Annotated in this window: 18 protein-coding genes; 15 read left to right on the top strand and 3 right to left on the bottom strand. The window is 72.5% G+C overall.

Features of this window, described 5'->3' with window-relative positions:
* Positions 1-253: 253 nt before the first annotated feature.
* The 7 genes from AC07DS_RS19465 (at position 254) to AC07DS_RS19435 (ending at position 6,099) form a co-directional block, all read left to right on the top strand.
* A complete protein-coding gene (locus AC07DS_RS19465; RefSeq protein ID WP_479146872.1) occupies positions 254-1,288 on the top strand; it encodes a MerR family transcriptional regulator in 1,035 nt (344 codons plus the stop codon).
* Between the two features lie 267 nt (positions 1,289-1,555).
* Entirely contained in the window at positions 1,556-1,639 is an 84-nt protein-coding gene (locus AC07DS_RS19460; protein ID WP_361374499.1) for a putative leader peptide, read from the top strand.
* Positions 1,640-1,870: 231 nt separating this feature from the next.
* Positions 1,871-2,428 carry an NADPH-dependent FMN reductase gene (gene ssuE, locus AC07DS_RS19455; RefSeq protein WP_145881480.1) on the top strand — a complete coding sequence of 186 codons (558 nt, stop codon included), beginning with the start codon at positions 1,871-1,873 and terminating at the stop codon, positions 2,426-2,428.
* 134 nt (positions 2,429-2,562) lie between these two features.
* Complete coding sequence (locus AC07DS_RS19450; RefSeq protein WP_479146870.1) at positions 2,563-3,708, top strand: LLM class flavin-dependent oxidoreductase; 1,146 nt, start codon at positions 2,563-2,565, stop codon at positions 3,706-3,708.
* 87 nt (positions 3,709-3,795) lie between these two features.
* Positions 3,796-4,233, top strand: a complete 438-nt coding sequence (locus AC07DS_RS19445) for a peptidoglycan-binding protein (protein WP_479146868.1) — start codon at positions 3,796-3,798, stop codon at positions 4,231-4,233.
* A 27-nt stretch (positions 4,234-4,260) separates the two neighbouring features.
* A complete protein-coding gene (locus AC07DS_RS19440) occupies positions 4,261-5,463 on the top strand; it encodes a hypothetical protein (RefSeq protein ID WP_479146866.1) in 1,203 nt (400 codons plus the stop codon).
* A 99-nt stretch (positions 5,464-5,562) separates the two neighbouring features.
* Positions 5,563-6,099 (top strand): HXXEE domain-containing protein, encoded by a 537-nt coding sequence (locus AC07DS_RS19435; protein WP_145881485.1) that lies wholly within the window; start codon positions 5,563-5,565, stop codon positions 6,097-6,099.
* Positions 6,100-6,621: 522 nt separating this feature from the next.
* Here the strand turns inward: AC07DS_RS19435 and AC07DS_RS19430 are convergent.
* On the bottom strand, positions 6,622-7,692 hold the full coding sequence (locus AC07DS_RS19430) for an acyl-CoA dehydrogenase family protein (RefSeq protein ID WP_479146864.1): 1,071 nt from the start codon (positions 7,690-7,692) through the stop codon (positions 6,622-6,624).
* A gap of 149 nt (positions 7,693-7,841) precedes the next feature.
* Here AC07DS_RS19430 and AC07DS_RS19425 point away from each other — a divergent pair, with 149 nt between their 5' ends.
* From AC07DS_RS19425 to AC07DS_RS19390, 8 genes are all read left to right on the top strand, one after another.
* Entirely contained in the window at positions 7,842-8,192 is a 351-nt protein-coding gene (locus tag AC07DS_RS19425; RefSeq protein WP_479147129.1) for a YciI family protein, read from the top strand.
* Entirely contained in the window at positions 8,192-9,391 is a 1,200-nt protein-coding gene (locus AC07DS_RS19420) for an RNA polymerase sigma factor (protein ID WP_479146862.1), read from the top strand. Before AC07DS_RS19425 ends, AC07DS_RS19420 begins: the two co-directional genes overlap by 1 nt.
* Before the next feature lie 121 nt (positions 9,392-9,512).
* Entirely contained in the window at positions 9,513-10,835 is a 1,323-nt protein-coding gene (locus tag AC07DS_RS19415; protein WP_479146860.1) for an aldehyde dehydrogenase family protein, read from the top strand.
* A gap of 37 nt (positions 10,836-10,872) precedes the next feature.
* A complete protein-coding gene (locus AC07DS_RS19410; protein ID WP_479146859.1) occupies positions 10,873-11,781 on the top strand; it encodes an aldo/keto reductase in 909 nt (302 codons plus the stop codon).
* A gap of 290 nt (positions 11,782-12,071) precedes the next feature.
* Positions 12,072-12,440, top strand: coding sequence for a BlaI/MecI/CopY family transcriptional regulator (locus AC07DS_RS19405; protein ID WP_479146858.1), 369 nt, complete (start codon positions 12,072-12,074; stop codon positions 12,438-12,440).
* The gene (locus AC07DS_RS19400) at positions 12,440-13,369 is read left to right on the top strand and encodes a M48 family metalloprotease (RefSeq protein ID WP_479146856.1); all 930 of its coding nucleotides are present in this window, start codon (positions 12,440-12,442) and stop codon (positions 13,367-13,369) included. Before AC07DS_RS19405 ends, AC07DS_RS19400 begins: the two co-directional genes overlap by 1 nt.
* A gap of 108 nt (positions 13,370-13,477) precedes the next feature.
* On the top strand, positions 13,478-13,870 hold the full coding sequence (locus AC07DS_RS19395; RefSeq protein WP_479146854.1) for a VOC family protein: 393 nt from the start codon (positions 13,478-13,480) through the stop codon (positions 13,868-13,870).
* Positions 13,871-13,916: 46 nt separating this feature from the next.
* On the top strand, positions 13,917-14,987 hold the full coding sequence (locus AC07DS_RS19390) for an adenosine deaminase (protein WP_479146853.1): 1,071 nt from the start codon (positions 13,917-13,919) through the stop codon (positions 14,985-14,987).
* Here AC07DS_RS19390 and AC07DS_RS19385 read toward each other — a convergent pair.
* Together AC07DS_RS19385 and AC07DS_RS19380 are read right to left on the bottom strand one after the other, a co-directional pair.
* Complete coding sequence (locus tag AC07DS_RS19385; protein ID WP_479146851.1) at positions 14,969-15,484, bottom strand: mycothiol transferase; 516 nt, start codon at positions 15,482-15,484, stop codon at positions 14,969-14,971. The two genes, AC07DS_RS19390 and AC07DS_RS19385, sit on opposite strands and share 19 nt — an antisense overlap.
* Before the next feature lie 97 nt (positions 15,485-15,581).
* Positions 15,582-16,496: a LysR family transcriptional regulator gene (locus AC07DS_RS19380; RefSeq protein ID WP_479146850.1), complete on the bottom strand. Its 915-nt coding sequence runs from the start codon at positions 16,494-16,496 to the stop codon at positions 15,582-15,584.
* Positions 16,497-16,531: the final 35 nt, after the last annotated feature.

Below are 16,531 nucleotides of genomic sequence, written 5' to 3'. Positions count from 1 at the left end.
AGAGCCCCCGAAGAGCGCCGACTCTCTCCGGGGGCCGACGGAGGGGAGCGGTGCCTCGGCGGCGATCTCCTCGAAGCGGCACCGCTTCCGCACCGGAGCCTCCGGCCCGTACCGGCCCGAGCAGACGCCGAAGCCGGTCCGGCGCAAGGTGATGCCGGGAATGTCATGGCTCTCGCGTGGACGATGTCGCCATCCTCGGAGTGCTCGAGCTGTGCCCTCAACCCGCATCGATTCTGCATCGTATAGTCGCGGTGTGGACGAGAAGCGCATCGGTGCCAACCCCTCCGCGCCGGACGAAGGGGCGGCCGCGGCGGGTCTGACCACGGGTGCCCTCGCCCGCCGGCTCGGGGTCTCACCCACCACCCTGCGCTCCTGGGAACGCCGCTACGGAATCGGCCCTGCCGAGCGCATGGCGGGCCGGCACCGGCGCTGGTCGCCCCGGGACGTGGCCGTGCTGGAGACGATGTGCCGGCTGACCGCGGCAGGCCTGGCCCCCGCCGAGGCGGCCCGGACCGCGCGGAACGAGGCCTCGGCGGGCGGGCACCAGCGCCGCGCCGCCCAGGACGAGGCGGCGACGGGCGTACCTGCGTCCACGCGCACCCCCGAGGCCGCCGTGCCGCCCTCGGACGCCGTGCGCCAGGAGTGCCGTGGCCTGGCCCGCGCGGCGGTGCGGCTGGACGCACCGACCGTGGAGGAGCGGCTGGCCGCCGCAGTGTCCGGGTTCGGCCTCGTCCACGCCTGGCAGGAGGTCATGGTGCCCACCCTGCATGCCGTGGGCCGCAAGTGGGCCACGTCCGGGGACCGCTACGTGGAGGTGGAGCACCTGCTGTCCTGGCACGTCTCCACCACCCTGCGCCGGCACACCCGACCGCCCGCGGCGTCCGCCGGTCCCACCGCGGCGAGCCCGGTCCTGCTGGCCTGCGTGCCCGGCGAACAGCACAGCCTGCCCCTGGAGGCGCTCAACGCCGGACTGAGTCAACTCGGCATCGCCACAAGGATGTTCGGCGCCGCCGTCCCCGTGGAGGCGCTCGCTGCGGCGGTACGGCGCCTGGGCCCTGCCGCCGTGGTGCTGTGGGCGCAGGCCCGCTCCACGGCGAGCCTGCCGCTGGCGCAGCACGTCGCGGCCACGGAGTGGGGGGTGAAGGGAGCCAGATCGCGACCGCTGGTCCTCCTCGGCGGCCCCGGCTGGGCCGGCCGGCCCGGTCACGGCATGCTGCGTCCGGCGAGCCTGCCCCAAGCCCTCGACGCGCTGGCGGCGACCTGCGGCCGACCGGGCCCGGAACGGTAGGCCCCACAGCGCGGCCGGACCATCCTCAGTCACGACCGTGCGCCCAGTCGAAGTGGGCAGCCCCGTCGGACAGTTCGGTGGTCGGGGCCGGATGCGTCAGAGCGCCCGAAGTGCAGGCGCGGGGGAGAGGCGAGAAGTCGCGTCCACTTGGAAGTTCCGGTCGTGGACGACCGGCGGACGCACCCTCGTGAGATTCAATGTTCCGCGATACGAGACCCGCCGGGATTTCCTTGACGGCTTTCGCGGGCGGCTGCCACGATCGGCGGCATGACGATGCGACTGGACCTCACGCGGCGACGCCATGTCGACCTCGCGCGTGTCTCCAGCGCCTCCTGTCGCCCCGCGGCCTGATCGTCCGCCTTTTCGATCCGCCGCGATTCCTTCTCCTCCCTTCTGCTTCCGCCTGAATTCCCCTGCGTTCGGCGCGCACCGAATTCGGCGTGCCCGGAGCAGAAAGCGGAGCGCATCGTCGCCTGCAAGGCCGAGTACTTCGACAGGCACGTGCCGCCCTTCCCGAGCCTGACTTCCCCCTTCTCGCGCCCGTCTCCCCACCGGCGCCCGGCACCCAGAATGAGGCACCCCATGGCCACCGTCCTGTCCGTCTCCGGCAGTCCCTCCGCCTCCTCGCGCACCGGCCGCCTGCTGCGCCACCTGGACCAGCGACTGATCGCCCAGGGCCATCAGGTGATCCCGCTCGACGTCCGCACGATTCCGGCCGACGCGCTGCTCGGCGCGGACTTCGGGCACCCGGCCATCGCCGAGGTGACCGAGCTGTTCGCCCGTGCCGACGGCGTCGTGGTCGGCACCCCCGTCTACAAGGCGTCGTACTCCGGAGTCCTCAAGGCGCTCCTCGACCTGCTCCCGCAGTACGCGCTCACCGGCAAGACCGTGCTGCCGCTCGCCACCGGCGGCTCCACCGCGCATGTCCTCGCCATCGACTACGCGCTGCGCCCGGTGCTGAACTCCATGGGTGCCGCGCACATAGTCCAGGGCTGGTTCACCCTCGACAAGGACATCACGGTACGAGAGGACGGCTCGCTCACCGTGGCTCCGGCCACCACCGAGGCCCTGGAACAGATCGTCGACCAGTTCTCGGCGGCCCTGGAGCGCACCACTCCCGTACTGGCGGCGGCTGGCTGAGCGGCACGACCGCACAGGTGCGGCGGCAACGCCTCTACGCCGAACCCGAGTTGCTCTGCGCGGCCGTCGACTCCGGCACCTGCTGAACGGACCCCGCCGCCCCGTCACGGCCTGCTCTGATCGGAGACCCCCACGTGTCCCTCACCTTCCACTGGTTCCTGCCCACCAACGGCGACAGCCGGCATGTCGTCGGCGGCGGCCACGGCTCCCCGGCCACCGCCTCCGGCCGGGACCGGCCGCCGACCGTGGCCTACCTGAGCCAGATCGCGCGGGCCGCCGAGGACCTGGGCTTCGTCGGCGCGCTCACCCCGACGGGTGCCTGGTGCGAGGACGCATGGCTGACCACCGCCATGGTCAGCCGGCACACCGAACGACTGAAGTTCCTGGTCGCCTTCCGGCCCGGCTTCGTCTCACCGACCCTGGCCGCGCACATGGCGTCCACCTTCCAGCGGCAGACCGGCGGACGACTCCTGCTCAACGTGGTCACCGGCGGCGAGAGCCACGAGCAGCGTGCCTACGGCGACTTCCTCGACAAGGACGACCGCTACCGCCGTACCGGCGAATTCCTGCACATCGTAAGGGAGTTGTGGGAGGGCAAGAGCGTCGACCTGCACGGGGAACACCTCCAGGTCGAGGACGCCAGACTCGCCCGTGTGCCCGCCCCTGTCCCCGAGGTGTACTTCGGCGGGTCCTCGCCCGTCGCCGGAGAGGTCGCCGCCAAGCATGTCGACGTGTACCTCACCTGGGGTGAGCCACCCGCTCAGGTCGCCGAGAAGATCGCCTGGATTCGGGGGCTCGCCGCCGAGCAGGGGCGCACCCTGCGCTTCGGCATCCGGCTCCATGTCATCACCCGCGACACCTCGGAGCAGGCCTGGGCGGAGGCCGGCCGGCTGCTCGCGGGCTTCGACACCGAGACCGTGAAGTCCGTGCAGGCCGGACTGGCCCGCAGTGAGTCCGAAGGGCAGCGGCGGATGCTCGCACTGCACGCCGGCGGCAACCGTGACGGCCTCGAGATCCACCCCAACCTCTGGGCCGGTATCGGCCTGGTGCGCGGCGGCGCGGGCACGGCGCTCGTGGGCAGCCACGTGGAGGTCGCCGAGCGCATCAAGGAGTACGCGGCCCTGGGAATCGAGGAGTTCGTGCTGTCCGGATATCCGCACCTGGAGGAGGCGTACTGGTTCGGAGAGGGAGTGCTGCCGCGACTTGCCGCGGAGGGGCTGTGGCGGCACCCCTTCCGTACGGCGGCCGCCCCCACGACCCAGGTTCCTTTCGCGGGCTGAGTGAATATTCAACTGGCCCTGATTCAACCGGTTCTCCGGGGGATTTCCCGTGTCGAATTCTTGTCGATCCGTCATTAGCATGGACGTATGAACGCTACACCGGAGTTCTACGTGGTACGGGCGGGTGACACACTCGCCAAAATTGCGGCCAACTTCCATGTGACCCTGGCCCAGATCGAGGAGTGGAACCCCCAGATCAAGAATCCGAACATCATTCAGGTGGGCCAGCAGGTCCGTGTGAGGGCGCCGAGTCAGGAGCCGGTCGGTGCGGACGAGCCCTTCCCGGGCAAGGACTTCTTCCAGCCGTCCGTGAGCAGCCCGATCATCGAGCTCATGGGCTGGCGCCTCATCGAGGAGGGCTGCTCGGCGTATCCCGACGACGAGCCCGACTCCCAGTGGAGCGAAGAGGACCGGGAATCCTACGCCAAATTTCAGCGCAAACTCGGATTCGGCGGCAGCGACGCCGACGGAACTCCAGGGCCGGCGTCGTGGAAGAAACTCCATGTGCCCGCCCTGAGTCGCTAGCCTGCCGGGGCGTCAGGGGAGCCCGCCATGGCCACTTCCGTGGCGGCCCGGGGAAGTCCCTGGGCTCGTACGCGCCGACGGCTCGAGTCCGGGCTGCGTCCCCGGCCGCCGCGGTCGCCTTGGCGGGCCCGGGCCAAGACCCGTCTCGCCTATCTCGAGGTGCAGCTGAAACGCGAGGAGGCCAGACCGCCCTCCGCCGACCGCAAGGCCCTGCTCAAGGGAATGGAAGGCCACCTCGGCAAGGCCCGCGCGGCGGTGGAGGAGACCTTCGGGTGGCGGCGGTTGTGGTCGGGGTCGACCGCCCAGGAAGGCGTCTGGTCGAATCTGCGCAGCGCCGACGTGCTGCTGCTCCAGCTGGTGTCCGACCAGGAGGCCGCGGGCCGCGCCAGTGAGGTCATGGCGCTGGTCAAGCGCCATCTGGGCAGGGACGATCCGCAGCGCGTCAGACTCGCCCAGCGGATCCGTCCCATAGTCTCCGGCGAGTTGGCGCCGACCGACCGGGAACTGCTGGTCCGGGCGCTGGACAGCGCGTACGTCGCCCTCGACGCCGAACTGGCCCGCGTCCGGAGCCTGCGCAACATTCTCTGGACCGCCACGTTCGTCGTCCTTCTCGGGGTGGCGGGCCTCGCCGTGTACGGCTGGTTCTTCCCCCAGTCGCTCAGCCTGTGCTTCGCGCCCAAGCTCGGCCCCGGCGGCGGGACCGCCGTCGACATCGTCTGCCCGAGCAAGGACTTCCGAGGTCTGCCGGCAGGCACCGTTCCCAGCAGTCGCGCCGATCCGAGGGACATCCTCACCGTCGAGGTGGCCGGGCTGGCCGGCGCGGCCTTCACCGTCATCGCCTCACTGCGCCACATCCGGGGCACCAGCACGCCCTACATGCTGCCCCTGGCGTCCGCGGTGCTGAAGTTCCCCACCGGCGCTCTGTCCGCCTTCCTCGGGGTACTGCTGATCAGGGGCGCCTTCGTACCCGGACTCAGCGACCTGGACAGCCGGGCGCAGGTCATCGCCTGGGCCGCCGTCTTCGGCGCCGCGCAGCACCTGGTGACCCGCCTGGTCGACGACCGTGCGCAGATGACGCTGTCGGAGGTGGGCAAACCCACCGACTCGGTGGTCGACCCGGAGAACGCCGCCGTCATGGAGGCCACCGTGTACGGGAACAGTCAGCAGACCCGGAGGGGCCGGGGCAAGGAAGCAGCGGTGGAGCAACCTGCCGGGTCGCCCCCGCGGTGAAGGGGGCGCCGGCCTGACACCCCGGTCGGCGAGTCGCGGGTGCAGGTGCCGTCGGGGCGCCGACCGGGTGAGCAACTCCGCCTGGCAGACTGCGGGTTCATGACACGAGAACCGCTGGATGTGGGGGCATCCGTCACCTTCGGACTGCTGGCCGCCTGGGCCGTGCACGACACCGAGGAACTGGTCACGGTGCCGAGGTGGGTGCGGACCGGAGTTCCGGAGTTACGGAAGAGGTATCCCCGGGTGCCGGAGACGGTGTGGCGGCAACTGGAGTCGGTGGACGGCCGCGAGTTCACGACCGCCGTGGCCGCGATGGCGGTGGTGCTCGCCGCGGCTGCCGCCGACGGGCACCGCACCGGCGGCCGGTCAGCCGTCTACCAGACAGCGCTCAACGCTTTCGGCCTGCACGGTGTGGTGCACCTGGCCCAGGCGGCCGCGTTCCGGGGCTACACCCCGGGCTCGGTGACCACCCCGCTGATCGTCCTCCCGTTCACCCTCTGGGCCCGCGGCCGCCTGCGCCGCTCCGGGGTCCTCCGCCCCACCCGCCCGCGCGACGCACTCCAGGGCCTCGCCTTCGCCGCGGCCGCCACGGTGGGCACCCACGCCGTGGCGCGCCGGGTACTGCGCCACCGCTGACCCCGGCCCGCGTGCGGCCCGCGCACACGAGTCGCCTTGCTGTGGCGCGCAGCTCCGGCGGTGTGCGTGGGGATGCCGCCGCCGGTCCGTTCGCCTGAGGTTCGACCTGGTGGCCGCCGTCGGTCCGTCAGCGTGTGGCGCGTGGACGTAAGCCGGCTTGCTGTGGTGTGCGGCCTCTGCCGATTTGACCGGGTGGCCGCCGCCGACCCGTACGCGTGTGGCGCGTCCACGCGAGCCGGCCGGCCGTGGTGTACGGCCTCCGCCGGTGTGCCCGCGAGTCCACCTCGGCTGCGCCCGGGCACCGCCTCCCCCTCTCGCATCGTCGCCATGACGGACTCGGCCGCGTCCCTGGTCGGTGCTCGGCGCCTGCCCGTGAGCGCCGCCCGGTTCACGGGCCGCCCGGTTCCCGCGCCGCTCGGCTGCATGCCCTGCCTGGCTTCACGCGCTGCTCGGCTCACGCCCCGCTCGGCCTCAAGCCGGGCCAGGCTTCACGCGCCGCTCGACCTCAAGCCGTGCCAGGCTTCACGCCCCGCCCGCAGCCGATCCCCCGCCCACAGCCGATCTCCCGCCCAGCGCCCGCAGATGCGCCGCACGGGTTTCCGCCGTCTGCCCCTGGACCAGCAGGAACATGCCCTCGCGGGCCAGTCGTTGGGCGCGGCTGGTCAGGGACATGGCTCGGCCGCCGCCGGCCACGACCGCCGCCGTGGTGGCCGTACCCAGGACGTCGTACGCCTCGGCCCGCACGGCCAGCCGTTCCGCGACCCGCTCCAGCGGCGCCGGGTGGTCGGCCAGCGCGTAGGCGCGGCGGCGGACGTCGGTGAGGCGCGCGCGCAGCGGACCGGCGGCCTCCTCGTCCAGCGCGGACAGCGCCGCCTCCGCGATGCCGAAGACCGCCGGAACGGTGTTCAGAGTCCTGGCCCGGTCGCCGGGTGCCCACGACTCGTACGGTGTCCGCAGGGCCACCGCCTCTTCCGGGACCCGTAGGCCGTCCAGCTCCAGCGACACCGTGCGGGCGGCGGTGAGCGCCGCGAGGCGCAGCGGCGGCGAGGCCCGCAGGCCCGGCTGGTCGCGTGCCTCGACGAAGGCGAACAGGGTTTCGTCCGCCTCGGTCACCCCGGCGAGGAGCATGACGTCGTTCAGGCCCCATCCGGTGTACCAGGGGACGGTCCCGTCGAACCGCCAGCCGCCGCCCTCCCGCCGCACCCGCACGGGGACGCGTGGATGGGCCCGCAGATGCGCGTACGCCACCCCGGACAGCAGTTCGCCGCGGGCCAGCGGGCCCAACAGGCGTTCACGTACCGGCAGTTCGCTCTTCGCCAGGGTCTGCACCGGAGTGTGGTGCTGTGTCTGGACGAACCACGTCGAACAGCACGCCCCGGCCAGGATCTCCGCGGTCTCCCGCAGCACGGCCGGCGGTGCCCCCGAGCCGCCGTACGCGACGGGTGCGACGACGCCGAGCAGCCCGGACTCCTTCACCGCCTCGATGTGGCTCACGGGGACGCCCTCGCGGTCCACCCGCTCGGCCTCGGGGACGAGCAGGTCGGCGGCGAGCCGCCGGGCGCTTACGACGAGCGGATGTGCGGTGTCGGTCATGCGGGGGATTCTTCCGAAGACGGCTGCCGGATTTTTTCTTCCGGATCGGTGGCGCGCGGTGTCGATCCGGGCCCCGCCCGTTCGTGTAGGAGGTGACAGACACCCCCGGCACCGGGAAGACGCCGGGGAAGAACCCCCAGGAGGACATCATGAAGCACTACCTGCTCAGCGTGGTCCAGCCGGCCGGAGAGCAGCCGCCCGCCCCCGAGGTGCTCGCCGGGATCATGCGCGACGTCGAGGCGTTCAACGACGAACTCCGCGCGGCCGGAGCCTGGGTCTTCGCCGGTGGCCTGCACGGCCCGGAGACCGCCACCGTGCTGCGCCCCAAGGACGGCGACGTGCTCATCACCGACGGGCCCTACGCCGAGGGCAAGGAGTACCTGGGCGGACTCTGCCTGATCCGGGCCGCCGACCTGGACGAGGCCTTGGAGTGGGGACGCAAGGCAGCCCTGGCGACCACCCTGCCCATCGAGGTGCGGCCCTTCGTGGACCAGCACTGATGGCGAAGGCGCCCGACATCGAGGCCGTCTTCCGCGCGGAGTACGGGCGCGCGGTCGCCGTCCTCGTCCGCTTCCTCGGCGACATCGACCTCGCCGAGGAGGCGGTGCAGGACGCCTTCGCCACCGCGGTGCGCAAGTGGCCGGAGACCGGCGTACCGCCGAGCCCGGCCGGCTGGATCATCACCACCGCCCGCAACCGGGCCGTCGACCGACTGCGCCGGGAGTCCTCCCGGGACGCCCGACACGCCGAGGCCACCCGGCTGTACGCGCCCGACGCACCGCCCGAGGAGGGCCCCGTGCGCGACGACCGGCTCCGTCTGATCTTCACCTGCTGCCACCCCGCGCTCGCCCTGCAGTCCCGGGTCGCCCTCACCCTGCGCCTGCTCGGCGGCCTGAGCACCGCCCAGATCGCCCGGGCCTTCCTGGTCCCCGAGCCGACCCTCGCCCAGCGGCTGGTGCGGGCCAAGGCCAAGATCCGCGACGCGGGCATCCCGTACCGCGTGCCCCGCGACGCCGATCTGCCCGACCGGCTCGGCGGGGTCCTCGCCGTCGTCTACCTGATCTTCAACGAGGGCTACACCGGCGATCCCGCCCTGTGCGCGGAAGCCGTGCGGCTCGGCCGGCTGCTGGCCGAGCTGATGCCGGACGAACCGGAGGTCACCGGACTGCTCGCCCTGATGCTGCTGATCGAGGCACGCCGTCCGGCCCGGCGGGACGCGCACGGCGCGCTGGTGCCGCTGCCCGAGCAGGACCGCGGCCGGTGGGACCGCGGCCTCATCGCCGAGGGCCAGGACCTGGTCCGGCGCTGTCTGCGCCGCGACCGGCCCGGGCCGTACCAGATCCAGGCCGCGATCAACGCCGTGCACAGCGACGCGCCGATCGCCGCCGCCACCGACTGGGGCCAGATCCTCAGCCTGTACGACCAGCTGACGGCCGTCGCCCCGTCACCGGTCGTCGCACTGAACCGGGCGGTCGCGGTGGCGGAGGTCGAGGGCCCGGCCGAGGCCCTGGCGCTGGTCGACTCCCTCGACCTCACCGGCTACCACGTCCTGCACGCCGTCCGCGCCGACCTGCTGCGCCGCCTGGACCGGCCCGCCGAGGCCGCGGCGGAGTATGCGAAAGCCGTCGAGCTGGCGACGAGCGAGGCCGAGCGGGCCCATCTGGAGCGGCGCAGACGGGACCTCGGCCACCGGACGTGACTCTCGTCACCGACGGCAGCCGGCGGAATTTACTTGGGAACCTAAAAGGTTGGCATTTACATCTGACTTTCGAGACCCTACGCTCGGGCCGACCAGCCCGTGCACCACCAGCGAGGCATCCGTGAACCACTCCACCCCCGAGCAGCCCGCCGACGTCGTGGCCCGGCTGCGCGCCACCTTCCGCACCGGCCGCACCAAGCCCGTCGAGTGGCGCACCGGCCAGCTCCGGCGCCTGCGCGCGATGCTCACGGAGAACGGCGCGGGCTTCGCCGCCGCCCTCCACGCCGACCTGGGCAAGAGCAGCACCGAGGCCTACCGCACCGAGATCGACTTCACGATCCGGGAGATCGACCACACCCTCGAGCACCTGGACGAGTGGCTGCGCCCGGAGTCCGCGCCCGTACCGGCGCACCTCGGCGGCGACGCGACGGCCTGGACGCAGTACGACCCGCTCGGCGTCGTCCTCGTCATCGCCCCCTGGAACTACCCGGCCCAGCTGTTGCTCGCCCCCATGGTCGGTGCGCTGGCCTCCGGCAACGCGGTCGTGGCCAAGCCGAGCGAACTGGCCCCGGCCACCTCGGCCGTGCTGGCCGAGCTGATCCCCGTGTATCTCGACAGCGACGCGGTCGCCGTGGTCGAGGGCGGCGTCCCGGAGACCACGGCACTGCTCGCCGAGCGCTTCGACCACATCTTCTACACCGGCAACGGCACCGTCGGCCGCATCGTGATGCGCGCCGCCGCCGAGCACCTCACCCCGGTCACCCTCGAACTGGGCGGCAAGTCCCCGGTGTTCGTCGACCGCGGCACCGATCTCGACGTGGTCGCCGACCGGCTGGCGCGCGGCAAGTTCCTGAACGCGGGCCAGACCTGCGTCGCCCCCGACTACGTCCTCACCGACCACGAGACCGCCGCAGGCCTGGAGGCCGCGCTGGTCCGCGCCGTCGAGACCCTCTTCGGCACCGACCCGCAGGCCTCGCCCGAGTACGGCCGGATCGTCAACGAGCGCCACTTCGACCGGCTCTCCGCCCTGCTCGGCTCCGGCCGGGTGGCGGTCGGCGGCGGCAGCGACCGCACGGACAAGTACATCGCGCCGACCGTGCTCACGGACGTCGACCCGAAGTCCCCCGTGATGCAGGAGGAGATCTTCGGGCCGGTGCTGCCGATCGTCGCCGTGCCGGGCCTGGACGCGGCGATCGACTTCATCAACGACCGCGACAAGCCGCTCGCGCTGTACGTCTTCACCGAGTCAGAGCAGACGCGCGGGCGCATGGCCGCCGAGACCTCCTCGGGCGGCCTCGGCTACGGCCTGCCGCTCGCCCATCTGACCGTCTCCGACCTGCCGTTCGGCGGTGTGGGGGAGAGCGGCACGGGCAGCTACCACGGGCGCTACTCGATCGAGACGTTCAGCCACCGCAAGGCGGTGCTGGCCAAGCCCCTCGGCTGAAGGGACGGTTCCGGGGCGCGTGTGCGAGACTCCGCCGATGACCGCTGAAACGATCACCGCGGACGCCTCCGGAACCTTCAAGCTCGGCGACCTGCCCGTCCACCGCATCGGCTTCGGTGCCATGCGGCTGACGGGCAGTGCGGCCTTCCACCTGGGCACCGTCAGCGACCGCGCCCGCTCGATCGCCGTCCTGCGCAGGGCCGTGGAACTCGGTGTGAACCACATCGACACGGCCGCGTTCTACTTCTCCTCCCTGCGCTCGGCCAACGAACTCATCAACACCGCCCTCGCGCCGTACGCCGACGACCTGGTCATCGCGACCAAGGTCGGCCCGTTCCGCGACTATTCCGGGGAGTGGGCCACCTCGGCCCGGCCCGACCAGCTGCGCGGTCACGTCGAGGAGAACCTGCGCCAGCTCGGCCGGGACCACCTCGACCTCGTCTATCTGCGCCGGATGAACCAGGACTCGATCGCCGAACACTTCGGTGCCCTCGCCGAACTGCGCGAGGCCGGTCTGGTCCGGCACCTCGGCATCTCCGCGATCCAGCCCCGACACCTGACCGAGGCGCTGGAGATCGCTCCCGTCGTCTCCGTGCAGAACCGGTACGCGCTGGACGCCCCGGACCCGCGGGCCGACGAGCTCGTGCGGATGTGCGGCGAACGCGGCATCGCCTTCGTGCCCTACTACGCCGTCGCGGGCACGGGCGGCGAGCGCGGCGCGGCCGGCACGCGCAACGACGACGAGATCCTCGCCGTCGCCCGCGCGCACGGTGTGAGCCCCGCGCAGATCCGCACCGTCTGGACCCTGCACCAGGGCCCGCACGTCCTCGCCATCCCCGGCACCGGCAACCCGGACCATCTGACGGAGAACGTCGCCGCGGGCGCCCTGCGGCTCAGCCAGGAGGAGCTGGAGCGGCTGGACGCTCTCCACACCCAGGACGTCTGAACCCAGGACGTCTGACCCCCGGCCGCGGACGGCGCGGGAAGGGCCGAGTGCCCCGCCGGCGTTCACGTGCGCCGGCAGGCGCGAGCCGGGCAGTGCCGCGGGACCGCAGCGCCGGACGGGGGCCGTCGAGGAAGGGCAGCGGGGCGGTACGCACGCGGCCGTTCGGACTTCGTCGGCGGCCCCTTCCATACTGGGCGTCCGGGCGCACGGCCCGGCATGGCACCCGGCTGACTACAATGACGTAGACGGTCTTCCGAACTGCAGACGAAGACGGGGTGAGGAACGTTCCCATGACCGACGCCAAGGACGAACGCCGGCCGGCCGGTGAGCTCGAAGCGAGCGTCATGGCCGCCCTCTGGGCCGCCGCAGCGCCCCAGACACCCGGCCAGGTCCAGCTGAGTCTCGGCGCGGCCCTTGCGCGTACGACGGTGACGACCATCCTCACCCGCCTGCACGACAAGGGCATGGTGGAGCGGCAGCGCCAGGGCCGCGGCTTCGCCTACTTCCCGCTCCAGGACGCCCAGGGCCTCACCGCCCGCCGGATGCACACCGAACTCGACCGGGACAACGACCGCGAGACCGTCCTCGCCCGCTTCGTCGCTCAGCTCAGCCCCGACGACGAACGCATCCTGCGGGACCTGCTCGAATCCGACGACTGATGACCGCACTGCTCCTGCTGCCACTGCTGCTGCCGTTCGCTCTGCCGGCGCTGGCCCGGCGGGCCCTGGACCGGCTCGTCCCGGCCGTCGCGCTGTGGGCGATCACGGCCTGTGCGGTCGTCCTCGCGGGCAGCTCGCTCGCCGCGCTCGGCGGGTTCGTCCTGACGGGCCTGCTCAAGGTGCCGCTGTTCGCCGCCCTCGGTGAACTGGTCCATCCGCTGCGCACGGCCTCGGACCTCGTCGTCCTGCCCGCCGCCGCCACCTCCGTCGGCGCCCTCGCGGTCTGCGGCTGGACCCTCGTCCGCTCGGTGCTGCGCCAGACCCGCGCCTTCCGGGCCGCGCGCACGGAGGCCGGCCGCGGACCCGCCGCGGGCGACCTGTGCGTGGTCGACTCGCCCCGCCCGGACGCGTACGCCCTGCCCGGGCGCCCGCACCGCATCGTCGTCACCACCGCCATGCTGCGCAGCCTCGACGGACCCGAGCGCGAGGCGCTGTTCGCACACGAGCGGGCGCACAACGAGGGCGGCCACCACTACTTCCTCGCCGCCGCCGAACTCGCGGCGCACTGCCATCCCGCCCTGCGCCCGGTCCGCGAGACCATCCGGCTCGCCGCCGAGCGCGCCGCCGACGAGGCCGCCGCCTCCTCCGTGGGCGACCGGCGCCTGACCGCCCGTGCCATCGCCCGCGCAGCCCTCGCCGGCCAGGCCGCCCGCTCGGAGCGGCCCGACTTCGCCGCGGCGGCCACGACGGGCCCCGTCCCGCAACGCGTCCAGGCCCTGCTGGCCGCCCCCCGGGCCGCGCACCGCACCGGCCGGCGCATCGCCGCGCTCCTGCTCGCCTGCGCCGCCGTCTCCTGTGTGGCCGCGGTGACCGGAATGGCCGACTTCCACCATCGGGTCGAGGTCGCCCAGGGCGACGAAAAGCCCTGATCCGGCGCTACTCGCGCCCCGCCGGACCCACCCGTGGGGCGGGTGACTGGCGTCCACGAAGTTTTACGTATAACCTCACCCGCTAACCACCCTCACCGGAAGGCCCCGATGCGACGCGTTGCCCTGGTCACCCTCGTCGTGGACGACTACGACGAGGCCATCCGCTTCTACACCGAGGCCCTCGGATTCCGGCTGGCCGAGGACGCGCCGCGGCCTGACGGCTCCCGCTGGGTCGTCGTCGAGCCCGGCACGGACGGCCACGGCACCGGCCTGCTGCTGGCCCGCGCCAAGGGCGAGGACCAGCGGGCCCGGATCGGGGACCAGACCGGTGGGCGGGTCGGGTTCTTCCTGTACACCGACGACTTCGCCCGCGACCACGCTCGCATGACCGCCGCCGGCGTGACCTTCCTGGAGGAGCCGCGCCACGAGCCCTACGGCTCGGTCGCCGTCTTCCAGGACCTCTACGGCAACCGCTGGGACCTGCTCCAGCCCGCCGCCTGACTTTTCTCCCGCTGCTTCGAACCGCCTGCTCAAGGAAAGACCCGCCATGACTGCTACGCGCGTAGACGCCGACGTGATCCGCCGCCTGCCCAAGGCCGTCCTCCACGACCACCTCGACGGCGGCCTGCGCCCCGCCACCGTCGTCGAGCTCGCGGCCGCGGTCGGCCACACCCTGCCGACCACCGACCCCGACGAGCTGGCCGCCTGGTACTACGAGGCCGCAAACTCCGGCGACCTGGTCCGCTACATAGCCACCTTCGAGCACACCCTCGCCGTCATGCAGAACCGAGAGGGCCTGTTGCGCGTCGCCGAGGAGTACGTGCTCGACCTCGCCGCCGACGGCGTCGTCTACGCCGAGGTGCGCTACGCGCCCGAGCTGAACACCCAGGGCGGGCTCACCCTGAACGAGGTCGTGGAGACCGTCCAGGAAGGCCTTGCCGCCGGCATGGCCAAGGCGGCCGCCGCCGGTACGCCCGTCCGTGTCGGCACCCTGCTGTGCGGCATGCGCATGTTCGACCGCGTCGGCGAGGCCGCCGAGCTGGCCGTCGCCTACCGCGACGCCGGTGTCGTCGGCTTCGACATCGCCGGCGCCGAGGACGGCTTCCCGCCCGCCGACCACCTGGCCGCCTTCGAGCACCTGCGCCGCGAGAGCGTTCCCTTCACCATCCACGCCGGCGAGGCGCACGGCCTGCCCAGCATCCACCAGGCCCTGCAGGTCTGCGGCGCCCAGCGCATCGGCCACGGCGTGCGCATCACCGAGGACATCGTCGACGGCAAGCTCGGCCGCCTGGCCGGCTGGGTGCGCGACCGCCGCATCGCCCTGGAGATGTGCCCCACCTCCAACCTGCAGACGGGCTGCGCCACCTCGATCGCCGAGCACCCCATCACCGCGCTGAAGGACCTGGGCTTCAGGGTCACCCTCAACACCGACAACCGGCTGGTCTCCGGTACGACGATGACCCGGGAGATGTCCCTGCTGGTCGAGGAGGCCGGCTGGACCGTCGAGGACCTGCGCACGGTCACCGTGAACGCCGTCAAGAGCGCGTTCATCCCGTTCGACGAGCGAGGCGCCCTCATCGAGAACGTGGTCCTGCCGGGTTACGCGGCCGCGCTCTGAAGCAGCCCCCGCAGGTAGGCGGTCTGTCCGATGTGCTGAAGGTCGTCGGACAGGACGCTCACCAGGCGGACCCCCAGGGTGACCGGGGGATCCCAGCGCTCGTCCACGATCCGTTCGAGATCCTTGGCGGCCAGCTCGCGCAGGACGCCGAGGGTCTGCTCGTGCACGGCGTCGTAGTACCCGGTGAGCAGGTCGGCCGACTCGACCCGCACCTTCGCGACCTTCGCGGGAGTGTGCCCGTAGCCGGTGTCGTGGCGGGGCAGGTCGAGGCCGAAGCGCTTCTGCCAGTCCTGGGTGAGCCACACCTGGTCGAGGTCGAAGGCGTCGGCGACGTGGTCGTCCTGCACCCGGGCGAGGTGCCAGACGAGCCACGCGATGGAGTTGGCGTCGGGGGCCGGACGGGAGTGCAGCTGGTCCGGTCCGAGGCCGTCGAGGGCGGCATGGACTTCTTCCTGGATGCGGCCGTAGCCGTCGATGAGGATGTCCTTCGCATGCATGCGTCCACCATCGCGCATCGCGCGCTGTCGTGCGTGCGGAATCGGGCCCCCGCCCGGACCCGGTGCGGGGCGGTGACGCCCGTGCCCCGCCGTTCGATCAGGAGGCCCGGGACCCCTCCTGGGACGGTGTCAGACCCTCCGTCTCCAGGAGCGTGACCAGGGCGCGGGCCGCGGGGCTCGTCGCCCGCTCCGGCGGCAGCAGGGCCACGGTCTCGTACTCCGCCTCGCCCGTGCCCTTCACCGGGAGCGCCGTCAGTGAGGGCCGCTTGTGCCGGAAGTGCCGCGGTACGACGGCGATGCCGAGGTTCTCGTCGACCAGGTCCAGCAGGCTGTGCACGTCGTTGACCTCCAGCGCGACCGGGCGCCGGATCCCGGCCGCGGCGAAGGCGGAGTCCGTGGTGCGGCGCGGCCCCCAGTCCGGATGGAAGTCCACGAAGACCTCACCGGCCAGGTCGTCCGGTGTCAGCACCGCCCCGGTCGCGGCGAGCCGGTGATCGGGATGGCACAGGACCGTCATCGGCTCGCTGGTCAGCGACACCGAGCGCAGCTGGTCGTCGTCCGCCTGGGTCCGGTAGGCGAAGGCCAGGTCCAGCCGTCCGGCCGCGACCTCCTCGGCCAGCGCGCCCGAACCCGCCTGCCGCAGCCGGATCTCCACGTCCGGATGCCGCCGCCGGAAGCCCGCCAGCAGTTGCGCCACGTGCACCCCGGCGATGCACTGCTCGGTGCCCAGCGCCAGCGTGCCGCGCAGCACGCCCTGCACCGCCGCCACCGCCTCGTGCGCCGAGCGCACCTGCGCCAGGATCCGTTCGGCCTCCACCAGCAGCGCGCGCCCCGCCTCGGTGAGCGTCACCCGCCGGGTGGTGCGCACGAACAGCGGCGCCCGCAGCTCCCGTTCCAGTGCCCGGATGGACGCCGACAGGCCGGACTGCGACACCATGAGACGCTCGGCGGCCCGGGTGAAGTGCTGGTCCTCGGCGACCGCGACGAAGTGCTGGAGATGACGCAGTTCCATGACTCAGAAGCGTATCCGCTTAATTCCATCGGATT

Source organism: Streptomyces sp. NPDC044064, assembly GCF_056434245.1.
Note: the sequence above shows the minus strand (reverse complement) of the source record. Positions and strands in the feature narration are given on the sequence as shown.

Bases quoted from the DNA above. Each gene is read 5' to 3' on its own strand.
- AC07DS_RS19460 (WP_361374499.1), top strand. From the start codon at position 1,556: ATGACGATGCGACTGGACCTCACGCGGCGACGCCATGTCGACCTCGCG.
- ssuE (WP_145881480.1), top strand. From the start codon at position 1,871: ATGGCCACCGTCCTGTCCGTCTCCGGCAGTCCCTCCGCCTCCTCGCGC.
- AC07DS_RS19445 (WP_479146868.1), top strand. From the start codon at position 3,796: ATGAACGCTACACCGGAGTTCTACGTGGTACGGGCGGGTGACACACTC.
- AC07DS_RS19440 (WP_479146866.1), top strand. From the start codon at position 4,261: ATGGCCACTTCCGTGGCGGCCCGGGGAAGTCCCTGGGCTCGTACGCGC.
- AC07DS_RS19435 (WP_145881485.1), top strand. From the start codon at position 5,563: ATGACACGAGAACCGCTGGATGTGGGGGCATCCGTCACCTTCGGACTG.
- AC07DS_RS19430 (WP_479146864.1), bottom strand. From the start codon at position 7,692: ATGACCGACACCGCACATCCGCTCGTCGTAAGCGCCCGGCGGCTCGCC.
- AC07DS_RS19425 (WP_479147129.1), top strand. From the start codon at position 7,842: ATGAAGCACTACCTGCTCAGCGTGGTCCAGCCGGCCGGAGAGCAGCCG.
- AC07DS_RS19420 (WP_479146862.1), top strand. From the start codon at position 8,192: ATGGCGAAGGCGCCCGACATCGAGGCCGTCTTCCGCGCGGAGTACGGG.
- AC07DS_RS19410 (WP_479146859.1), top strand. From the start codon at position 10,873: ATGACCGCTGAAACGATCACCGCGGACGCCTCCGGAACCTTCAAGCTC.
- AC07DS_RS19405 (WP_479146858.1), top strand. From the start codon at position 12,072: ATGACCGACGCCAAGGACGAACGCCGGCCGGCCGGTGAGCTCGAAGCG.
- AC07DS_RS19400 (WP_479146856.1), top strand. From the start codon at position 12,440: ATGACCGCACTGCTCCTGCTGCCACTGCTGCTGCCGTTCGCTCTGCCG.
- AC07DS_RS19395 (WP_479146854.1), top strand. From the start codon at position 13,478: ATGCGACGCGTTGCCCTGGTCACCCTCGTCGTGGACGACTACGACGAG.
- AC07DS_RS19390 (WP_479146853.1), top strand. From the start codon at position 13,917: ATGACTGCTACGCGCGTAGACGCCGACGTGATCCGCCGCCTGCCCAAG.
- AC07DS_RS19385 (WP_479146851.1), bottom strand. From the start codon at position 15,484: ATGCATGCGAAGGACATCCTCATCGACGGCTACGGCCGCATCCAGGAA.
- AC07DS_RS19380 (WP_479146850.1), bottom strand. From the start codon at position 16,496: ATGGAACTGCGTCATCTCCAGCACTTCGTCGCGGTCGCCGAGGACCAG.